The organism is Corallococcus sicarius (assembly GCF_003611735.1).
GTDB classification, from domain to species: Bacteria; Myxococcota; Myxococcia; order Myxococcales; family Myxococcaceae; genus Corallococcus; species Corallococcus sicarius.
Genome location: NZ_RAWG01000008.1, coordinates 34,120 through 48,013, shown reverse-complemented (window position 1 = coordinate 48,013; position 13,894 = coordinate 34,120). Strand labels below are relative to the sequence as shown.

The window sequence follows — 13,894 nt, the reverse complement described above, 5'->3', positions numbered from 1 at the left end:
TCCGGCAACCCGCTCCCGTGGCCCGCGTGAGTCACCCTCCGCGCTGCTGGGCTTCCCCGGGGGATTCCAGCTCCCGCACCAGCGAGGCCATCAGCTCCGTCGCCGTCCGGTGGCGCAGGTTGGGCGCGCTCTGCCCGCTCCACAGCGAGATGAGGTCCGTGCGTCCCGCCTTGATGGCGGCGGGCCTGAGCTTCGACGCGAACCAGCCCTGGATGGGGAAGGGTGGCAGCTCCGCGACGCGCGGCCCCATTTCGTCGCTCCAGCGGTTGCGCAGGCCGCGCGCCAGCCGGCCGGAGAAGGCGCGCGTCAGCGCCGTGTGTTGGGACTGGGGACTGAAGAGGGCGGCGCGGTGCTCGGCGGTGGCCCCGGACTCCTCACACGCGAGGAAGGCGGTGCCCAGCTGTCCGGCCTGGGCGCCCAGCGTGAGGGCCGCGCGGATGCCACGCCCGTCACTGATGCCCCCGGCGGAGATGACGGGCGCCTTCACGCGGTCCGCGACGAGCTGGGTGAGCGCGAAGGTCCCCAGGAGCGAGTCCTCCGCCCGCGCGAGGAAGGACGGCCGGTGTCCTCCCGCCTCGAACCCCGTCGCCACGATGAGGTCCACGCCCGCGCTGTCGAGCGCCTGTGCCTCCGCGATGGACGTCGCCCCGCCGACGGTGACGATGCCGCGCTTGCGGCACTCCGCGAGGATGCTCGCCGAGGGCACGCCGAACACGAAGCTGAACACCGGCGGCCGCGCCTCCAGGAGCGCCTCCACCTGCTCCTCGAACCGCCAGGCGTAGCGCTGCGGTCGCTCCGGCTTCTCCACGCCCAGCTCGCGGTAGTAGGGCTCGAAGAGCGCATAGACGCGGTCGAACTCCGCGGGGCTCAGCTCGAGCCCTCCCGGATCATGGTCGGAGACCCACAGGTTCAGCGCGAACGGGTTCGACGTCAGCGACCGCAGCTCCTGGGCCAGCCGGAGGATTTCGTCCGGTGACACGGTGTAGGCCCCGTACGACCCGAGCCCACCCAGGTTGGACACCGTCGCCGCCAGGCGGGGCGTGGAGAGCCCCCCTCCGAACGGACCCTGGATGATGGGATACCGCACACCCAACCGGCGCACCGCTTCGGTCTCGCTGCTCCGCTTCTCGCTCATGGCGCCAGGATAAGCGCCACGCCATCAGATGCGGGGCCTATGCGGCCGGTCGGGGCTGGCGGCGCAGTAGCAAACCTGCCACCACCACGAAGGCCACGGCGGACAGGCCGAGCGAGAGGTGGATGTTGGTCACGCTCCCCAGGAGCCCCACGGTCACCCCGCTGAACGCTCGCAGGCCGGAGGCCGACATGCTGAAGAGCCCCAGCACGCGGCCCCGGATGGTGTCCGGCGCGTTCAGCTGCACCAGGGCCTGCGTCATGCTGCTGAAGGACAGCTCCAGGAACCCGGCCACGAACAGCACGCCAATGGCCGCCGGATACCAGCTCATGAACGAGAACATGAAGAGCGAGCATCCCCACAGGAACGCAATCTTCAACGCGGAGGCCGCCGTCATCGGCAGCCATGTCCCGCGCGTCTCGAGCAGGACGCCCGCGAGCAGCGCACCGGCCGCATCCGCGGCCAGCAGGAGCGTGTAGGCCAGGCCCGGGTCTCCATGGCCCAGCTCATGGGCGAAGCCCGGCATCTGCGCATGGTAGCTGTTGCCGATGAAGAACGAGGCGCCCCCCGCCAGCATCACCATGGGCGCGACCACGGGCAACCCACGCACGTCGCGGACGGTCTGGACGATGTCGGCGAAGCCCCGGACGGCAGGCTTGGGGCCTGTCGTCCCTCCTCGAAAATGTCGGCCATGGGGCGCCCCCACCAGCCAGAGCAGGAGGGGCAGATAGAACGCCGTGTTGATGAAGATGCCCCAGGTCGGTCCGAACATCCGCATGATGATGCTGCCCACCGCGGGGCCCACCAGGAAGCCGAGGTAGCGCGCCGTAGCGTTCAGGCGTACCGCGCTCGCCAGGGAGGCCGTGCCCACGATGTCGTAGAGCAACATCTGGCTGGAGGTGCCCCAGAGGACTCCCGCGCAGCCGTGCAGCGTGAGGAGCACCATCGCGTGCCACATCTGCAAGGTGTCCGTGACGAAGAAGTAACCCCACCCCACGGAGACGGTGATGAAGAGCACCATGCCGGCCTGGATGAGGCGTCTGGAATCGAACCGGTCGTTCAGCGCGCCCACCGGCACCGAGAACATCAAGAACGGGAGCCAGTGGGACACCACCGCGAACCCACCCAGCGCCGGTGAGTTGAACTTCTGGAACGCCACCCAGTAGCTGATCACGTGCTCGATGTTGTCCGCCATCATCGCCAGCAGGAACGTGATGAGGAACGTCCGGTAGCCAGGGATGCGGAGCGCGCTCGTTGCCGCGGGAGGGGCCGTCACGGTGGAGGTCAAAGACATAGGTCGCGGTACTTTTCCGTCTGTAGTGTTTTGCTTGTATTACTGGTTAATGGATGCCCAGATGATGTCTTCCCATGGACCGCTGCCCTGTCCGGAGGTTGTCTGCCATGAAGAAGGTTCTTGCCGCCGCTCTTATCGTGACCGTGACCGCATGTGGGGGTGAAGAAGGCGCCCCGGGGAGCGGCGCGGAGGACACCGCCCCCGACGCGCTGGTGGGCGCGAGCGCCACCCTGGCCCAGCCCGCTCCTGCCTTCCTCCCGCTGCCCACCGGCCCCTGCCCCGAGTTCCAGGACGGGACGCTCACCTTCCGGCCGGCGGGGATCCCGGCCCGCGCGGTCCGCATCTGGATGTCGGCCGCGGCCCAGACCCTGGACGGCCCGCTCGTCTTCTACTGGCACGGCACGGGCAGCCAGCCGACGGAGGCCACCACGGGCATTGGCACGACGCAGATTGAAGCCATCAAGGCGCAGGGCGGCATCGTCGCGGCGCCGGCGCGCGATCCCGCCGCGGGCACCTTCCCCTGGTTCTATGTCTCGTCCACGTCCCGGGACGATGACTTCCGCGTGGCCGACGAGGTCCTGGCCTGCGCCCGGCAGAAGATTGGCATCAACGTGAGCCGCATCCACAGCATGGGCATGAGCGCGGGCGGCCTGAACACCACGCAGATGAGCTACCGCCGCTCCGGGTACATCGCGAGCGTGGCGACCTATTCGGGCGGCAGGATGTCCACCATCCCGACGCAGGATGCCTCGAACAAGTTCGCCGCGATGATCTTCCACGGCGGCCCGTCCGACCAGGTCGTCATCAACTTCCAGACGGCGAGCCAGAACTACTCCAACGACCTGAAGTCCAAGAACCAGTTCGCCATGCTGTGCAACCACGGCCGGGGGCACACCATCCCCACGGACGCGCGCGCGGCGGTGTGGCAGTTCCTCCAGGCCCACCCCTTCGGCACCGTGCCGTCGCCCTACGCGGGGGGCCTGCCGAGCACCATGCCCAGCTACTGCCAGCGCTGAGCGGCTGGGGGAGGGGAGGCGCACGGCTTCAGTCCCGCAGGCGCGCGGCGAGCCGCGTGAAGCGCTTCTGGGTGTCGCCGTTGCGCACGGCGATGCCCAGGGCCTTCTTGCTGCCCACCAGCACCACCAGCTTCTTCCCGCGCGTCACGCCGGTGTAGAGCAGGTTGCGCTGCAAGAGCGTGTAGTGCTGCGTGTGCAGGGGCAGCACCACGCACGGGTACTCGCTGCCCTGGGACTTGTGCACGCTGGTGGCATACGCGAGCACCAGCTCGTCGAGGTCCGACCAGGCGTAGACCACCGGGCGCCCGTCGTAGCGCACCACCAGCGTCTGCTCCTCCTTGTCGAGGGCCTCCACGCGCCCGATGTCTCCGTTGAAGACGCCCAGCTCGTAGTTGTTGCGCACCTGCATCACCTTGTCGTCCACGCGGAACGTCCGGTGCCCGCGGGTGAGCGTCTCCCCGTGGGGGTTCAGGTGCTCCTGCAGCGCGGCGTTGAGGTTCGCCGTCCCAATCAGGCCCCGGTTCATCGGGACGAGCACCTGCACCTCGTCCACCGGGTGCAGCCCGAAGCGGCGGGGGATGCGGTCCTTCACCAGCGTCTTGACGGCCGCGAGGATGGCCTCGGGCTCCTCCTTCTCCACGAAGTAGAAGTCGGCCATCGCGTCCGGGGCGGGCAATTGGGGCATCTGCCCCTGGTTGATGCGGTGGGCGTTGGTGATGATGAGGCTCGACTGGGCCTGCCGGAAGATGTGCTTCAGCCGCACCACCGGCACGTGCCCGGAGGCGATGATGTCCTGGAGCACGCTGCCCGGGCCCACGCTGGGGAGCTGATCCACGTCACCCACGAGCAGCAGCTGGCACGGGGACGGCAGCGCCTTGAGCACGTTGAGCATCAACACGGTGTCCACCATGGACACCTCGTCCAGCACCAGCACGTCGGCTTCAAGTGGGTTGTTGCGGTCGCGCTGGAAGCCGTGCGTGCGCGGGTTGTACTCGAGCAGCCGGTGGACGGTCTCCGCCTCGCGCCCCGTGGCCTCGCTCATGCGCTTGGCGGCGCGGCCCGTGGGCGCGGACAAGAGGATCTTGCGGCCCTTCTTCTCCAGGATGGAGAGGACTGCGTTGACGAGCGTCGTCTTCCCGGTGCCCGGACCGCCGGTGATGACGAGCACCTTGGCCACCATGGCCTGGCGCACCGCCTCCTTCTGCTCGGGAGCGAGCGAGATGCCCTGCTTGCCCTCGAACCAGGTGATGGCCCGCTCCACGTCCACGTCCAGGGGCCGTGCGGGCCACGCGGCGAGCGCCTTGAGGAGGTTGGCGACCCCGACCTCCGACACGTGCAGGGCCTTGAGGTACACCGCCTCGACGGCGTCCTCGGGGCGCGGGTGGGCCAGGGCGCTGGCCCCCTCCACGGCGAGGTACTCGGCGGCGGCGAGCCGGGTGATGGCCGCCTCGACGAGCTCCGGCGTCACCTCCAGCATCTCCACCGCGCGCAGGGTGAGCTTGTCGCGCGGCGCGTAGAGGTGGCCCTCCTCGGAGAACTCGCGCAGCACGTGCAGCACGCCCGCCTCCGCGCGCTTGGGCGAGTGCGAGGGCATGCCGAGCGACTGGGCGATGCGGTCCGCGGTGCGGAAGCCAATGCCATACACGTCGATGGCCAGCCGGTACGGGTTGTCCCTCACCACGTCAATCGACTGGGCGCCGTACTGCTTGTAGACCTTCACCGCGAAGCTGGCCGGCACCTCGTGGGACTGCAGGAAGACCATCACCTGGCGGATGTCGCGCTGCTCGGCCCACGTCTCGCGCAGCAGCTTGCGGCGCTTCTCGCCGAAGCCCTTCACCTCCGCGAGCCGCTCGGGTTTGGAGTCGATGACGTCCAGGGTCTCCAGGCCGAAGTGCTCCACCAGGCGTTTGGCCATGGCGGGGCCCACGCCCTTCACCAGCCCGCTGCCGAGGTACTTCTCGATGCCCACGAGCGTCGCCGGCTTCACCGTGGCGTACGATTCGACGCGGAACTGCTCGCCGTACTTCCGGTCCTGCACCCATGAGCCGGTGAGGCGCAAGGACTCGCCTGGCTGGACGCCCAGCAGGTTGCCCACCGCGGTGATGGGCTCCTGGCGACCGCGCACCAGCACCCGCACCACGCTCCAGGCGGCCTCCTCGTTGGTGAAGGTGATGCGCTCCAGGCTCCCCTCCACGGTGGTGGAGGGTGGGGCGCCACCCGCGTTGGCGGCGGAGGCCGGAGGGGAGCGGGGGGCGGACATGACACGCCAAGGTATCAGGACGCCCGGCCCCTGCCGTGGTGGCGAAGGCCCCTCAAGCGCCCAGGGTGGCCCCCTGCCTTCCCTCCAGCCGTTCGCCCCGGTTCCGTGCGGGGGAACGAAGAAGCGGGGCCGCCCCCCTGGCCGGCCCCGCCCCTCCACCGGGGCGCAGGGCCCCGGTGGTCTTCATCGCCCTGCGGCTACGGCGCGAGGATGCGCACCTGGAGCTGCCCCGTGCTGACTTCCGTGACGAGCACCAGCTCGCCGTCGTGCACGAACACCCGCTTCGCGCGGCCGGAGTGGTAGCTGGCCGAGAGGATGTCGAAGGTGCTGCTCAGCACCCGCAGCTGCGTCGTCTCCCCCACGGTGTCGATGAGGTAGTAGCGCCCGTCGTGGAAGGCGACATCCACGAACGACAGGCCCAGGCTGGTGCGGTAGGTCAGGTCCTTGGCGTTGAAGAACAGGCCGCTGCCCACCATGACGGCGGACTCGTCCGGCAGGAGCCGGAGGGGGTTGGGCAGGCTGTAGCTGCCGTGGTACGGCGAGTCCCGCTCGGCGCCCATCGTGCCCGCCACGGGGTCCACGTCCACCATCGTCACGTCCGTCGGAGAGACACCGGCATTGAGCAGGTAGACGCGCTTGTTCGCCGGGGAGAACACGATGCTGCGGGCGGAGTAGCGCCACTCGGCCGTGGCGACGCGCGCGCCGGTGGAACGCTGGTAGAGCGAGTGCGAATCCCACGCGCCAGAGCCGTCGACGGTGAACAGGTAGCTGCCCGCCACCACCATGCTCGACACGGTGTCCGGCGCCGCGGCGAAGAAGCGGGTGGTGCCGTCGAGCGAGAAGGCGTCGATGCGCCCGCCGGTGTAGCCGAGGTACGTGGTGTCCCCGTCCGGAGACACCGCCATGGACACGGCGTCGGCCGTGCCCGCGTAGGGGCTCAGGAAGCGGCGGTTCTCCACGTCGAGCCGGTGGACCTTGTCGGTCGCGCGGTCGAGGAAGTGGATGATGCCCCCGGCCGTCAGGGTGGCGTCGTCCAGGTTGAAGGCGAGCTGCGGGCCCTCGAGGACGAGGCCTCCATCCGGCAACGAGCCGCCGTCGGGCGTGCCCGCGTCGGTGGGCGTCTCGCCCGTCTCCAGCGTCCCCGTGATGTCGATGTCACCGGAGCCCGGCGCGTTGGGGCAGTTCTGGAGGTCACGGTGCAGGACGAGCTGGGCCGAGGTGACGCTGCCGGCCACCACCTCCACGAGGGTGCTGCCCGAGTACACCACCCGCCCGGAGGCGTTGAACGCGTTCACCCGCACCGTCCGCGCCGTGCCCGCCGGGACCTGGGAGATGCGGCCCTCGATGGCCGTCTCCGTCACCTGGAGCGCCACGGGACCGAGGGTCGTCATGTCCGGCGCGGAGACCGTCGCGTCCGCCGAGGTGACCGCGCAGACATCTCCCGACAGGGAGATCTCCATGCGGATGGTTTCGGAGCCCGTCAGCTCTTCCGGTGGCATTCCCTGACACGCCGTCAGCCATGCACAGGCGGCCACCATCCAGATCATTTGATTGGCAATCTTCATGTTCATTGCTTTCGTGGTCCCTGGGACCACGCCCCCTTCATGTGTCTGCGTTGGTGTTGGCGTCCGCGGCAGAGACGGGCGACAGGATAGACCCTGACAGGGGAGAATACGCAAGAGCCCAGGAGACCTGGTCGTGCGCTTCGATCCGGAGGCTTCGATGTTTGCCTTGGACGCCTTTCGCCCGTGCCGGTACAGTCCCCGGTTCACCCTGAGGAGGAACGCCCATGTCGCTGTCCACGCTGAAGCTCCCACCGCTTCTGGCGCTCGTGTCCGCGTTGCTGCTCGGGGCCGCACCGGCCCTGGCCGAAGACAGCATCCACACCCTCGTCGCGGTCACGACGGAGGGGGGCTGTGCGAACGCGTTGGGCTATGTGGTGGAGGTGGGTGAGCGCGACAAGGCCCGCCGCGCCGCCGAGGAGAAGGCCCAGGCGCAATACCCGACGCTGAAGCAGCGCAACCACAAGGACAACCTCAACAAGTCCAAGGTGTCGATGGGCCGACACCTGGTGGTGCTGTCCGCTGGAATCACGAAGGAGGGCTGCACCGGACGCGCCATGGGCGTCGGGTTTGGCACCGATGAGGCCTCGGCGCAGAAGGATGCGAAGAAGAACCTGGGGAAGAACTTCCCGTTCAATGACGGGGCGCTGAAGGTCGAGCACAGCCAGCGCTACTGATGTTAGAGGGCAGGGCGCCATGCCCCTGAGCTTCCTGCCGCCCGCCCTCGCTTCGCGCATCCGGCACGCCCCCTACGCTCCAGCGCTCACGCCGGAGCAGGTGGATCAGTTCGAGCGAGGCCTTCCACACCCCCTGCCGGCGGACTTCCGGGAGCTGCTCGTCCGGTTCAACGGCGCGCTCCTGGGAAACTGCTTCGCCGGGTTCCGCGACGCACTGGACCGGGAGGTGCGCATCGATGAGCTGCTCGGGCTGCGGGCCGAGGGCCGGTTCAGGCTCCAGCTCGGGGAGGAAGAGATCCCATCCGACGTGATGGTCTTCGCGAGCCAGTACGGCGCCATCAATCGCTTCGGACTCCAGCTCGTGGACCGGCCGGACTCGCCTCGGGGGACCATCTGGTTCTTCGACAGCAATGCGCCCAGCGAGACCGAGGACCTCTACGTCGCGCGTGAATGCGCGCCGTCCTTCAGCGCGTTCCTCGCCCAGCTCACGCCGCTTCCGGACGCCGCCGTGGATCCCGTGCCCCTGGAGTCCCCGGATGATCCGAACGACCCCTGGCGCCATCCCGAGGCCCTGGAGAAGGTCCCCGCGGACGTGCCCACCCCCCAGAGGCCGCTCGTCCTGGCAGGGCATGGGCATGCGATTGAATCGGCGCGCCTCACCGTCTACGTCAGCACGTGGATCCCGGACCTCGAGGCCCGCGCGTACCGCTACCAGCCCGACCGCGCCACGGTGATGTACTCGCTGGAGATCCAGGCAGAAGACAGCTCCGGCGAGGATGGCGTGCCGGAGCCCTACGCGAACACGCTCCCGGTCGCCGAGGCGAACGGAGGCCGGCATCCGAGCCTCGCGGAGTGGTCGACGCTCGTCGTCGGGCCGGAAGGTGACTGGGATGCGTGGTACGGCAACGACGCGCCGAGCCTGCAGGACAACCGGCTGACGGTGCTGGAGCGCACCGGGGCGGACCTGCGGCTGCGCTGGGAGGCGAAGTACTCGCAGTACGGCCGCGACTTCGCCTTCCTCTTCGAGGGCCCGGTCCGCTTCGAGGGCATCCGCTTCGACGTGAAGGACCCCGCGGACCTCGACCGCGTGCTCGCCTCGGCGTTCGGCGGCGGCCACCGGCCCGACGAGTGGACGCGCAAGGTGGGCGAGCGCCAGGACCGCGGGGCGCAGGCTTCGGAGGACGAGCGCTACCGCTTCCCCGTCACGCTCGTGCCCCGCGAGCCCGGGGCCCCGCCCACCTGACCGGCCGTCATCCGCCCGTGTCGGACGTCCAGCGGAAGTCGTGGTACCAGCTCGCCACGTCCACGCTGAGCCCCACCACGGTGGAGTCCTCCTCGTGGGGCAGGGCGTCGCCGCCCAGCTTGAGCGTCCACGTGTGCTGGACGAAGGCCTTCACCCACTTGTAGCCGACCTTGGCCGTCACCGCCGGCTCGGCGAAGAGCCACACGGGGTCCGTCACCTTGTCGTCCACGAGGAACTCCCGCACGCGCTCCTGCTCCGTGTAACCCCTCACGTCGAGCGAGGTGTACTTCACGGCGGAGAGGCGCAGGGAGCCGCCCAGTTCGAAGTACGGCGTGACGTAGCCCAGGTTCGGCTGCACGAAGGCGCGCAAGCCGCGAGCCTTGAAGCCGACGTCCCGGAAGGCACCTCCCTCCGCGGGGAGCTGGTCGCTGGCGGTGGACTGCCCGTAGCCCAGGCCACCGTAGGCTTCCCACACGCCGTTCTCCAGGAAGCGGCCGTAGAGTCCGCCGCCCGCCTCCGCCAGCAGACCGCTCGCCTCACGCCGCCCCTCGTCCTGGGACTCGTAGAAGCCATTGGCCAGCAGGCCCACGCCCTCGAGTGGTGACCAGGCGACCTGCACGTTGTTCGGGCCCACAGTGCCCTTCAGCTCACCCTGCTCCCGCAGGAGCGGCGCGCTGACCTGACTCGATTTGTACAGCGTGGTGGTGCAGCCGGTGGACACCAGTGTGCCGGCCACGATGACGCTGACTCGAAATGGGTTCATGGACGCCTCCTGAGCGGGGGCTACAGCAATGCCTGTGCCCACCTCCGAGACGCACTGCGGTGTAGAGGGGCGCCCTCTGACAAAGGCTCCGCGTCAGGCTTTTCACCCGGGGCCGCAGGCGCGAAGCCCGCGTCGCGGTGCGAAGCCCCGGAGGCAGGCCGCGGCCTTGTGCCTCCGCTTCGACGCGGATCCTCTCCAACACAAGCCAGCGGCCTGACAGGAGGCCGCTGGCGGTGTACGGCTCAGCTCACAGGATGTTGGTGACGATCTGCGTCTGGCACGTGTTCGGGTCGATGAAGGACTGGACCGCGTCGACAGTACAGACGGCGCCGCCGTAGGTGCCGGAGAAGACCTGCGCCGAGCAGACACCGGCGACGTCACTCACCTCCACCCGCCAGACGCACGTCTTCGCGCCAGCCGGGTTCGCCGGGTCGACCGTCCAGTAGTACTGCTGCGCGATCAGCGGCGCGGGGGCGGGGGCGCTGACCTGGAACCCACCCAGGGTGGCGGTGGGCACGGGGTAGGGCGTGAACACGCCATTGAACGTGCCCGTCACGACCTGGAGGCCCAGGGAGATGTTGAGGCCCGTCTGGTTGAAGACGAAGAGGTTCTCCAGGGCGGGTCCAATGGACGCCACCGGAGGCCCCCGCCGCGTGGGAACCTGGACCCCCTCCCCACGGAGGCTGACGTACTCGTCACGCTGGGTGAGGAGGTCGGGGAATCCAAACTCAGCCTGCCCTGCGAGCGCGATCGACGGCGTGAGGGAAAGCAACGACGCAGCCAGGAAACGCTTCACGTTCCTCGTCATGGACTCATCCTATGGTGATTGTGCGGGGTTGGCCGAAGCCAATGCCTTACTAACATTGGCCTCAAATCAATTGCAAGTATAGACGTGGAATTCGAGGACTTCCTGCGAACGTGAAGGATTGTGCCTCAGGCAGATTGTCCATTCAGTTGCATGTCAGTCTAAGGGGTTTCCGCAGGCTCGGCGGATGCGTGGGGCGCGGTTGCCATTGGCTCGGCGAGGGAGCGTGACCCATGGCAACCGGCCGTGTTCCGTCCCCCGGCTCAGGGGGGCGGAGTCAGCTCGTAGCCGAGGTCCACATCGAGGATGGTGGGCGCGCACTGGGAGTCCGGGCTGCGCAGCTGGGCCTTCCAGCAGAGCTGGAAGCCCTGGAACGGGGTGAGGTCCACCACGGCCTCGTTCTGGCCCGCCGACAGGGGAACGGGCACCCAGTTGGGCGTGGCATTGGCGGTGCAGAAGCCCTGGCTGCACACCCGGCAGTCCGAAGCGACGAAGTAGGTGATGAGGGGCGACACCGGGGTGCCGCAGGCGGGCTGGAGGTACTCCTCCGCGCGGAAGCGCACGCGGGAGACGTCGCAGACGTCCCCGAGTTCGGGGGGCACGTCCGCGGTGAGGACCGAGGAGCGCACCGTCCCTCCCGTGCCGGTCGTGTGGAGGCGGAAGACGACGTCGTTGAAGTCGCGGTCACCGCCGCCACTGACGTCCTCGAAGCCAAGAATCCACTGGCTCGTGGCGGTGCCAGGCGTCCCGATGAGGAGGTGCGGTGTGCCCCCACTGACAGGATGGGACGCCTCAGTCGCCGCCATTGGCAGCATGAGCTGGCCGTGGGCCGGCGAGCTGAGCTGATCAAGGGAGTCTGGCTCCAGCCAGCCACACATCCTCTGGGTGGTGCCGTTCAGGGTGCAGCTGTATCGCCCGGGCGCGTCCGGATCGCATGAGGGCTGGTAATCGCAGCCCATGTTGCGCTGGGCCACGGGCGTGCCGACGACGTCCGGGTCCAGGTTCCACCGCGACTTCGAGAAGAAGACGGACGTGGACGTCTTCAGATGCAGGGTGCACCGGCCATCAGCCGCCTTGCGCAGGCAGGGGTACACCATACCGGCTTCAGGCTCGTGCGGAGTCGAGTCATGGACGACGAGGAAGAGGACGATCTCCTTGCGGCCCTCCACCCAGCCCAGGTCCACCGTGCGGTCCTGGTCGCTGATGCCCGGGTCCGGGTTGGTGGTCCTTGGGAGGCCCGTGCCGTCGTAGGCGGACGTGTCGTAGTCGGGGATGCCGTCCCAGAAGTCGCTCACATCCGTCACCGCACCGAGCCGGTTGTGGACGGTGAGGTCGTCGTCATCGTCCGCCAGCAGGAAACCCAGCCGCCCAAGCCCCTTGAAGCCATTGGCGGAAGCCGCGGGCTCCAGCAGGTTGGGGATGCGCGCGTAGAGCCCGCCGTCCGAGAAGCCGCTTCCGGGAAGGGTCGTCGAGAAGGCGCCCACCACATCCGTCGTATGGAAGAGGTGCGTCTTCCCTGGCCGGGCATCCGCCAGGGACTGCCCCGCGGCGAAGGCGCTGCTGCAGGTGCTGTTCAGGGCCAGTTCGGGCTGGCTGTACAGGAGTCCCCCGGAGACGAACGTCCGCACGCACCGGCGGGTGCCCCCGACATACGGACGGGCCTGCCCCCCGGAGGGCGGCGCCAGGTTGTAGAGGTCCTCGTGCAGGTCCGCGACGCCGTTGGCATTGGCATCCCGCAGGACGTCATCGGCGGAGTCCCAGGGGGTGCCGCGCGTGTCGATGTAGCCACGGGAGACGAGGTCGTCGTAGTAGAGCCAGCCGAGCGAGTGACTCGCCTCCGACTGCTCGCTCACGAACGACGCGGAGAGCTGCCGCTCGGTCGCGAACAGGATGTGCTCCCCGTTCAGCGAGGGCCGGTGGTGGTTGAGGCGCAGCTGCGGCGGCGTGTGCTCGGTGAGCAGCACACCGTCGAGCCCGAGCTCCATTGGCCGGAAGTCGCCCTGGCGGTCCTCTGCCAGGTCCCGCTGCACGTCGATGGCGAACGACGCCGTGGCGGAGAGCCCCAGCGCGTTGGTGGCCGTGACGCTCACGGGCGCGCCGCCGGGAGCGAGGCACAGGGGTGGGCGCCACGAGACCTCGCTCGTGTTCACGCCGTGGGTCGGCGCATCCAGCCAGCCGGTGCTGGCGGACCAGGAGAAGGTGAGCGGACTGCCCTGCGGGTCGCTCGCGACGGCGCCGAACAGGGCGATGTCCTTCGGGCGAACCTGCGAGGTGGACTGCGAGACGCTGACGAACTCCGGCGGAAGGCCAGAGGGCTGGGCCTGGCTTGGAGACGCCAGGCCGGACAAACACAGGACAACGGACAGGAACGAGGGCAAGCGATTCATACGTGACGGCAATGCAATCTCCTCCGGGAAGGCATTGCATCCTGACCTCGCGCCCTGACACCGCAAGCCCCGCCCCGCGAGTCGCTTTTCACTCGACGGCTGGGTCGAAGATGTCCCCGCGCGCCCTGAAGCAGTGGCTACAGCACCTCTTCGAGGGCGCTCTTCCAGCTGTAGTTCCCGGCCTCCTTGCCCGCGATGCTGCTCTTCACCGGATCGATGTGGACGGTCAGCACGCTCCCGTCGAGCGAGACCCGGGTTCCATCCGTCGACAACCGGCAGACCGTCTTGGTGACCGCCTCCTTCACCGCCGCCTTGCCATCCTCCGTGCGGCAGACCTCGACCAGGGTGCCCACGGCCTGCTGGCATGCGCTCTGGGTCCGGTCCTTCATCGGATCGAAGGCGGGGTAGCTCGCCTTCTCGTAGCTGCTCTTCAAGGCGGACCCGCAGGCCTTGTTGACCGCGTCCTCCTTCACCTTCAGCTCCTTGTCGTAGTTCGCCCAGCCGTTCTTCTGGGCCACGGTGAGCCGGGCGGGCTTCGAGGAGGAGTCCTCGGCGATGGCGAGCGAGGCAAACAGGCAGAGACACACGGACGGAATGCGGAACATGGAGGCTCCTGGTGGAAGTGCGGTGCGGCCGTGTGGCCGCCGTTCCTCCTGGGAAGGGCCCCGGGGAATTCTTTTGCATTCTTTCCTGCCAGGTGCCCCATGGAGTCCTGCTTGAACCTGGAATCCCTGGTAGCATCCCGCCCCGCTTTT

At 68.8% G+C, this 13,894-nt stretch carries 11 protein-coding genes; 3 read left to right on the top strand and 8 right to left on the bottom strand.

The genetic code is table 11. The features are described 5' to 3' along the window. Positions 1 to 31 precede the first annotated feature (31 nt). Together D7X12_RS02500 and D7X12_RS02495 are read right to left on the bottom strand one after the other, a co-directional pair. Positions 32 to 1,135 (bottom strand): NAD(P)H-dependent flavin oxidoreductase, encoded by a 1,104-nt coding sequence (locus D7X12_RS02500; RefSeq protein ID WP_120623654.1) that lies wholly within the window; start codon positions 1,133 to 1,135, stop codon positions 32 to 34. Positions 1,136 to 1,172: 37 nt separating this feature from the next. After that, the gene (locus D7X12_RS02495) at positions 1,173 to 2,426 is read right to left on the bottom strand and encodes an MFS transporter (protein ID WP_120623653.1); all 1,254 of its coding nucleotides are present in this window, start codon (positions 2,424 to 2,426) and stop codon (positions 1,173 to 1,175) included. Between the two features lie 107 nt (positions 2,427 to 2,533). On the opposite strand from D7X12_RS02495, the gene D7X12_RS02490 reads away from it, so the two are divergent. Continuing rightward, the gene (locus D7X12_RS02490; protein ID WP_147443492.1) at positions 2,534 to 3,442 is read left to right on the top strand and encodes an alpha/beta hydrolase family protein; all 909 of its coding nucleotides are present in this window, start codon (positions 2,534 to 2,536) and stop codon (positions 3,440 to 3,442) included. Positions 3,443 to 3,470: 28 nt separating this feature from the next. Here the strand turns inward: D7X12_RS02490 and recD2 are convergent, their stop codons facing one another. Both recD2 and D7X12_RS02480 read right to left on the bottom strand, forming a co-directional pair. Then, positions 3,471 to 5,702 (bottom strand): SF1B family DNA helicase RecD2, encoded by a 2,232-nt coding sequence (recD2, locus tag D7X12_RS02485; protein ID WP_120623651.1) that lies wholly within the window; start codon positions 5,700 to 5,702, stop codon positions 3,471 to 3,473. A 197-nt stretch (positions 5,703 to 5,899) separates the two neighbouring features. After that, positions 5,900 to 7,273: a WD40 repeat domain-containing protein gene (locus D7X12_RS02480; RefSeq protein ID WP_244224308.1), complete on the bottom strand. Its 1,374-nt coding sequence runs from the start codon at positions 7,271 to 7,273 to the stop codon at positions 5,900 to 5,902. A 218-nt stretch (positions 7,274 to 7,491) separates the two neighbouring features. Here D7X12_RS02480 and D7X12_RS02475 point away from each other — a divergent pair, with 218 nt between their 5' ends. Next, a complete protein-coding gene (locus D7X12_RS02475; protein WP_120623650.1) occupies positions 7,492 to 7,941 on the top strand; it encodes a hypothetical protein in 450 nt (149 codons plus the stop codon). Positions 7,942 to 7,960: 19 nt separating this feature from the next. Then, a complete protein-coding gene (locus D7X12_RS02470) occupies positions 7,961 to 9,184 on the top strand; it encodes an SMI1/KNR4 family protein (protein ID WP_120623649.1) in 1,224 nt (407 codons plus the stop codon). Between the two features lie 7 nt (positions 9,185 to 9,191). Here the strand turns inward: D7X12_RS02470 and D7X12_RS02465 are convergent, their stop codons facing one another. The 4 genes from D7X12_RS02465 to D7X12_RS42765 all read right to left on the bottom strand — a co-directional run bounded on the left by D7X12_RS02465 (position 9,192) and on the right by D7X12_RS42765 (position 13,744). After that, positions 9,192 to 9,947, bottom strand: coding sequence for a hypothetical protein (locus D7X12_RS02465; RefSeq protein ID WP_147443491.1), 756 nt, complete (start codon positions 9,945 to 9,947; stop codon positions 9,192 to 9,194). Between the two features lie 247 nt (positions 9,948 to 10,194). After that, the gene (locus tag D7X12_RS02460) at positions 10,195 to 10,584 is read right to left on the bottom strand and encodes a hypothetical protein (protein WP_244224307.1); all 390 of its coding nucleotides are present in this window, start codon (positions 10,582 to 10,584) and stop codon (positions 10,195 to 10,197) included. Positions 10,585 to 11,015: 431 nt separating this feature from the next. After that, complete coding sequence (locus D7X12_RS02455) at positions 11,016 to 13,139, bottom strand: DUF4114 domain-containing protein (protein ID WP_158619930.1); 2,124 nt, start codon at positions 13,137 to 13,139, stop codon at positions 11,016 to 11,018. Between the two features lie 137 nt (positions 13,140 to 13,276). Beyond that, positions 13,277 to 13,744 carry a hypothetical protein gene (locus tag D7X12_RS42765; RefSeq protein WP_158619929.1) on the bottom strand — a complete coding sequence of 156 codons (468 nt, stop codon included), beginning with the start codon at positions 13,742 to 13,744 and terminating at the stop codon, positions 13,277 to 13,279. Positions 13,745 to 13,894: the final 150 nt, after the last annotated feature.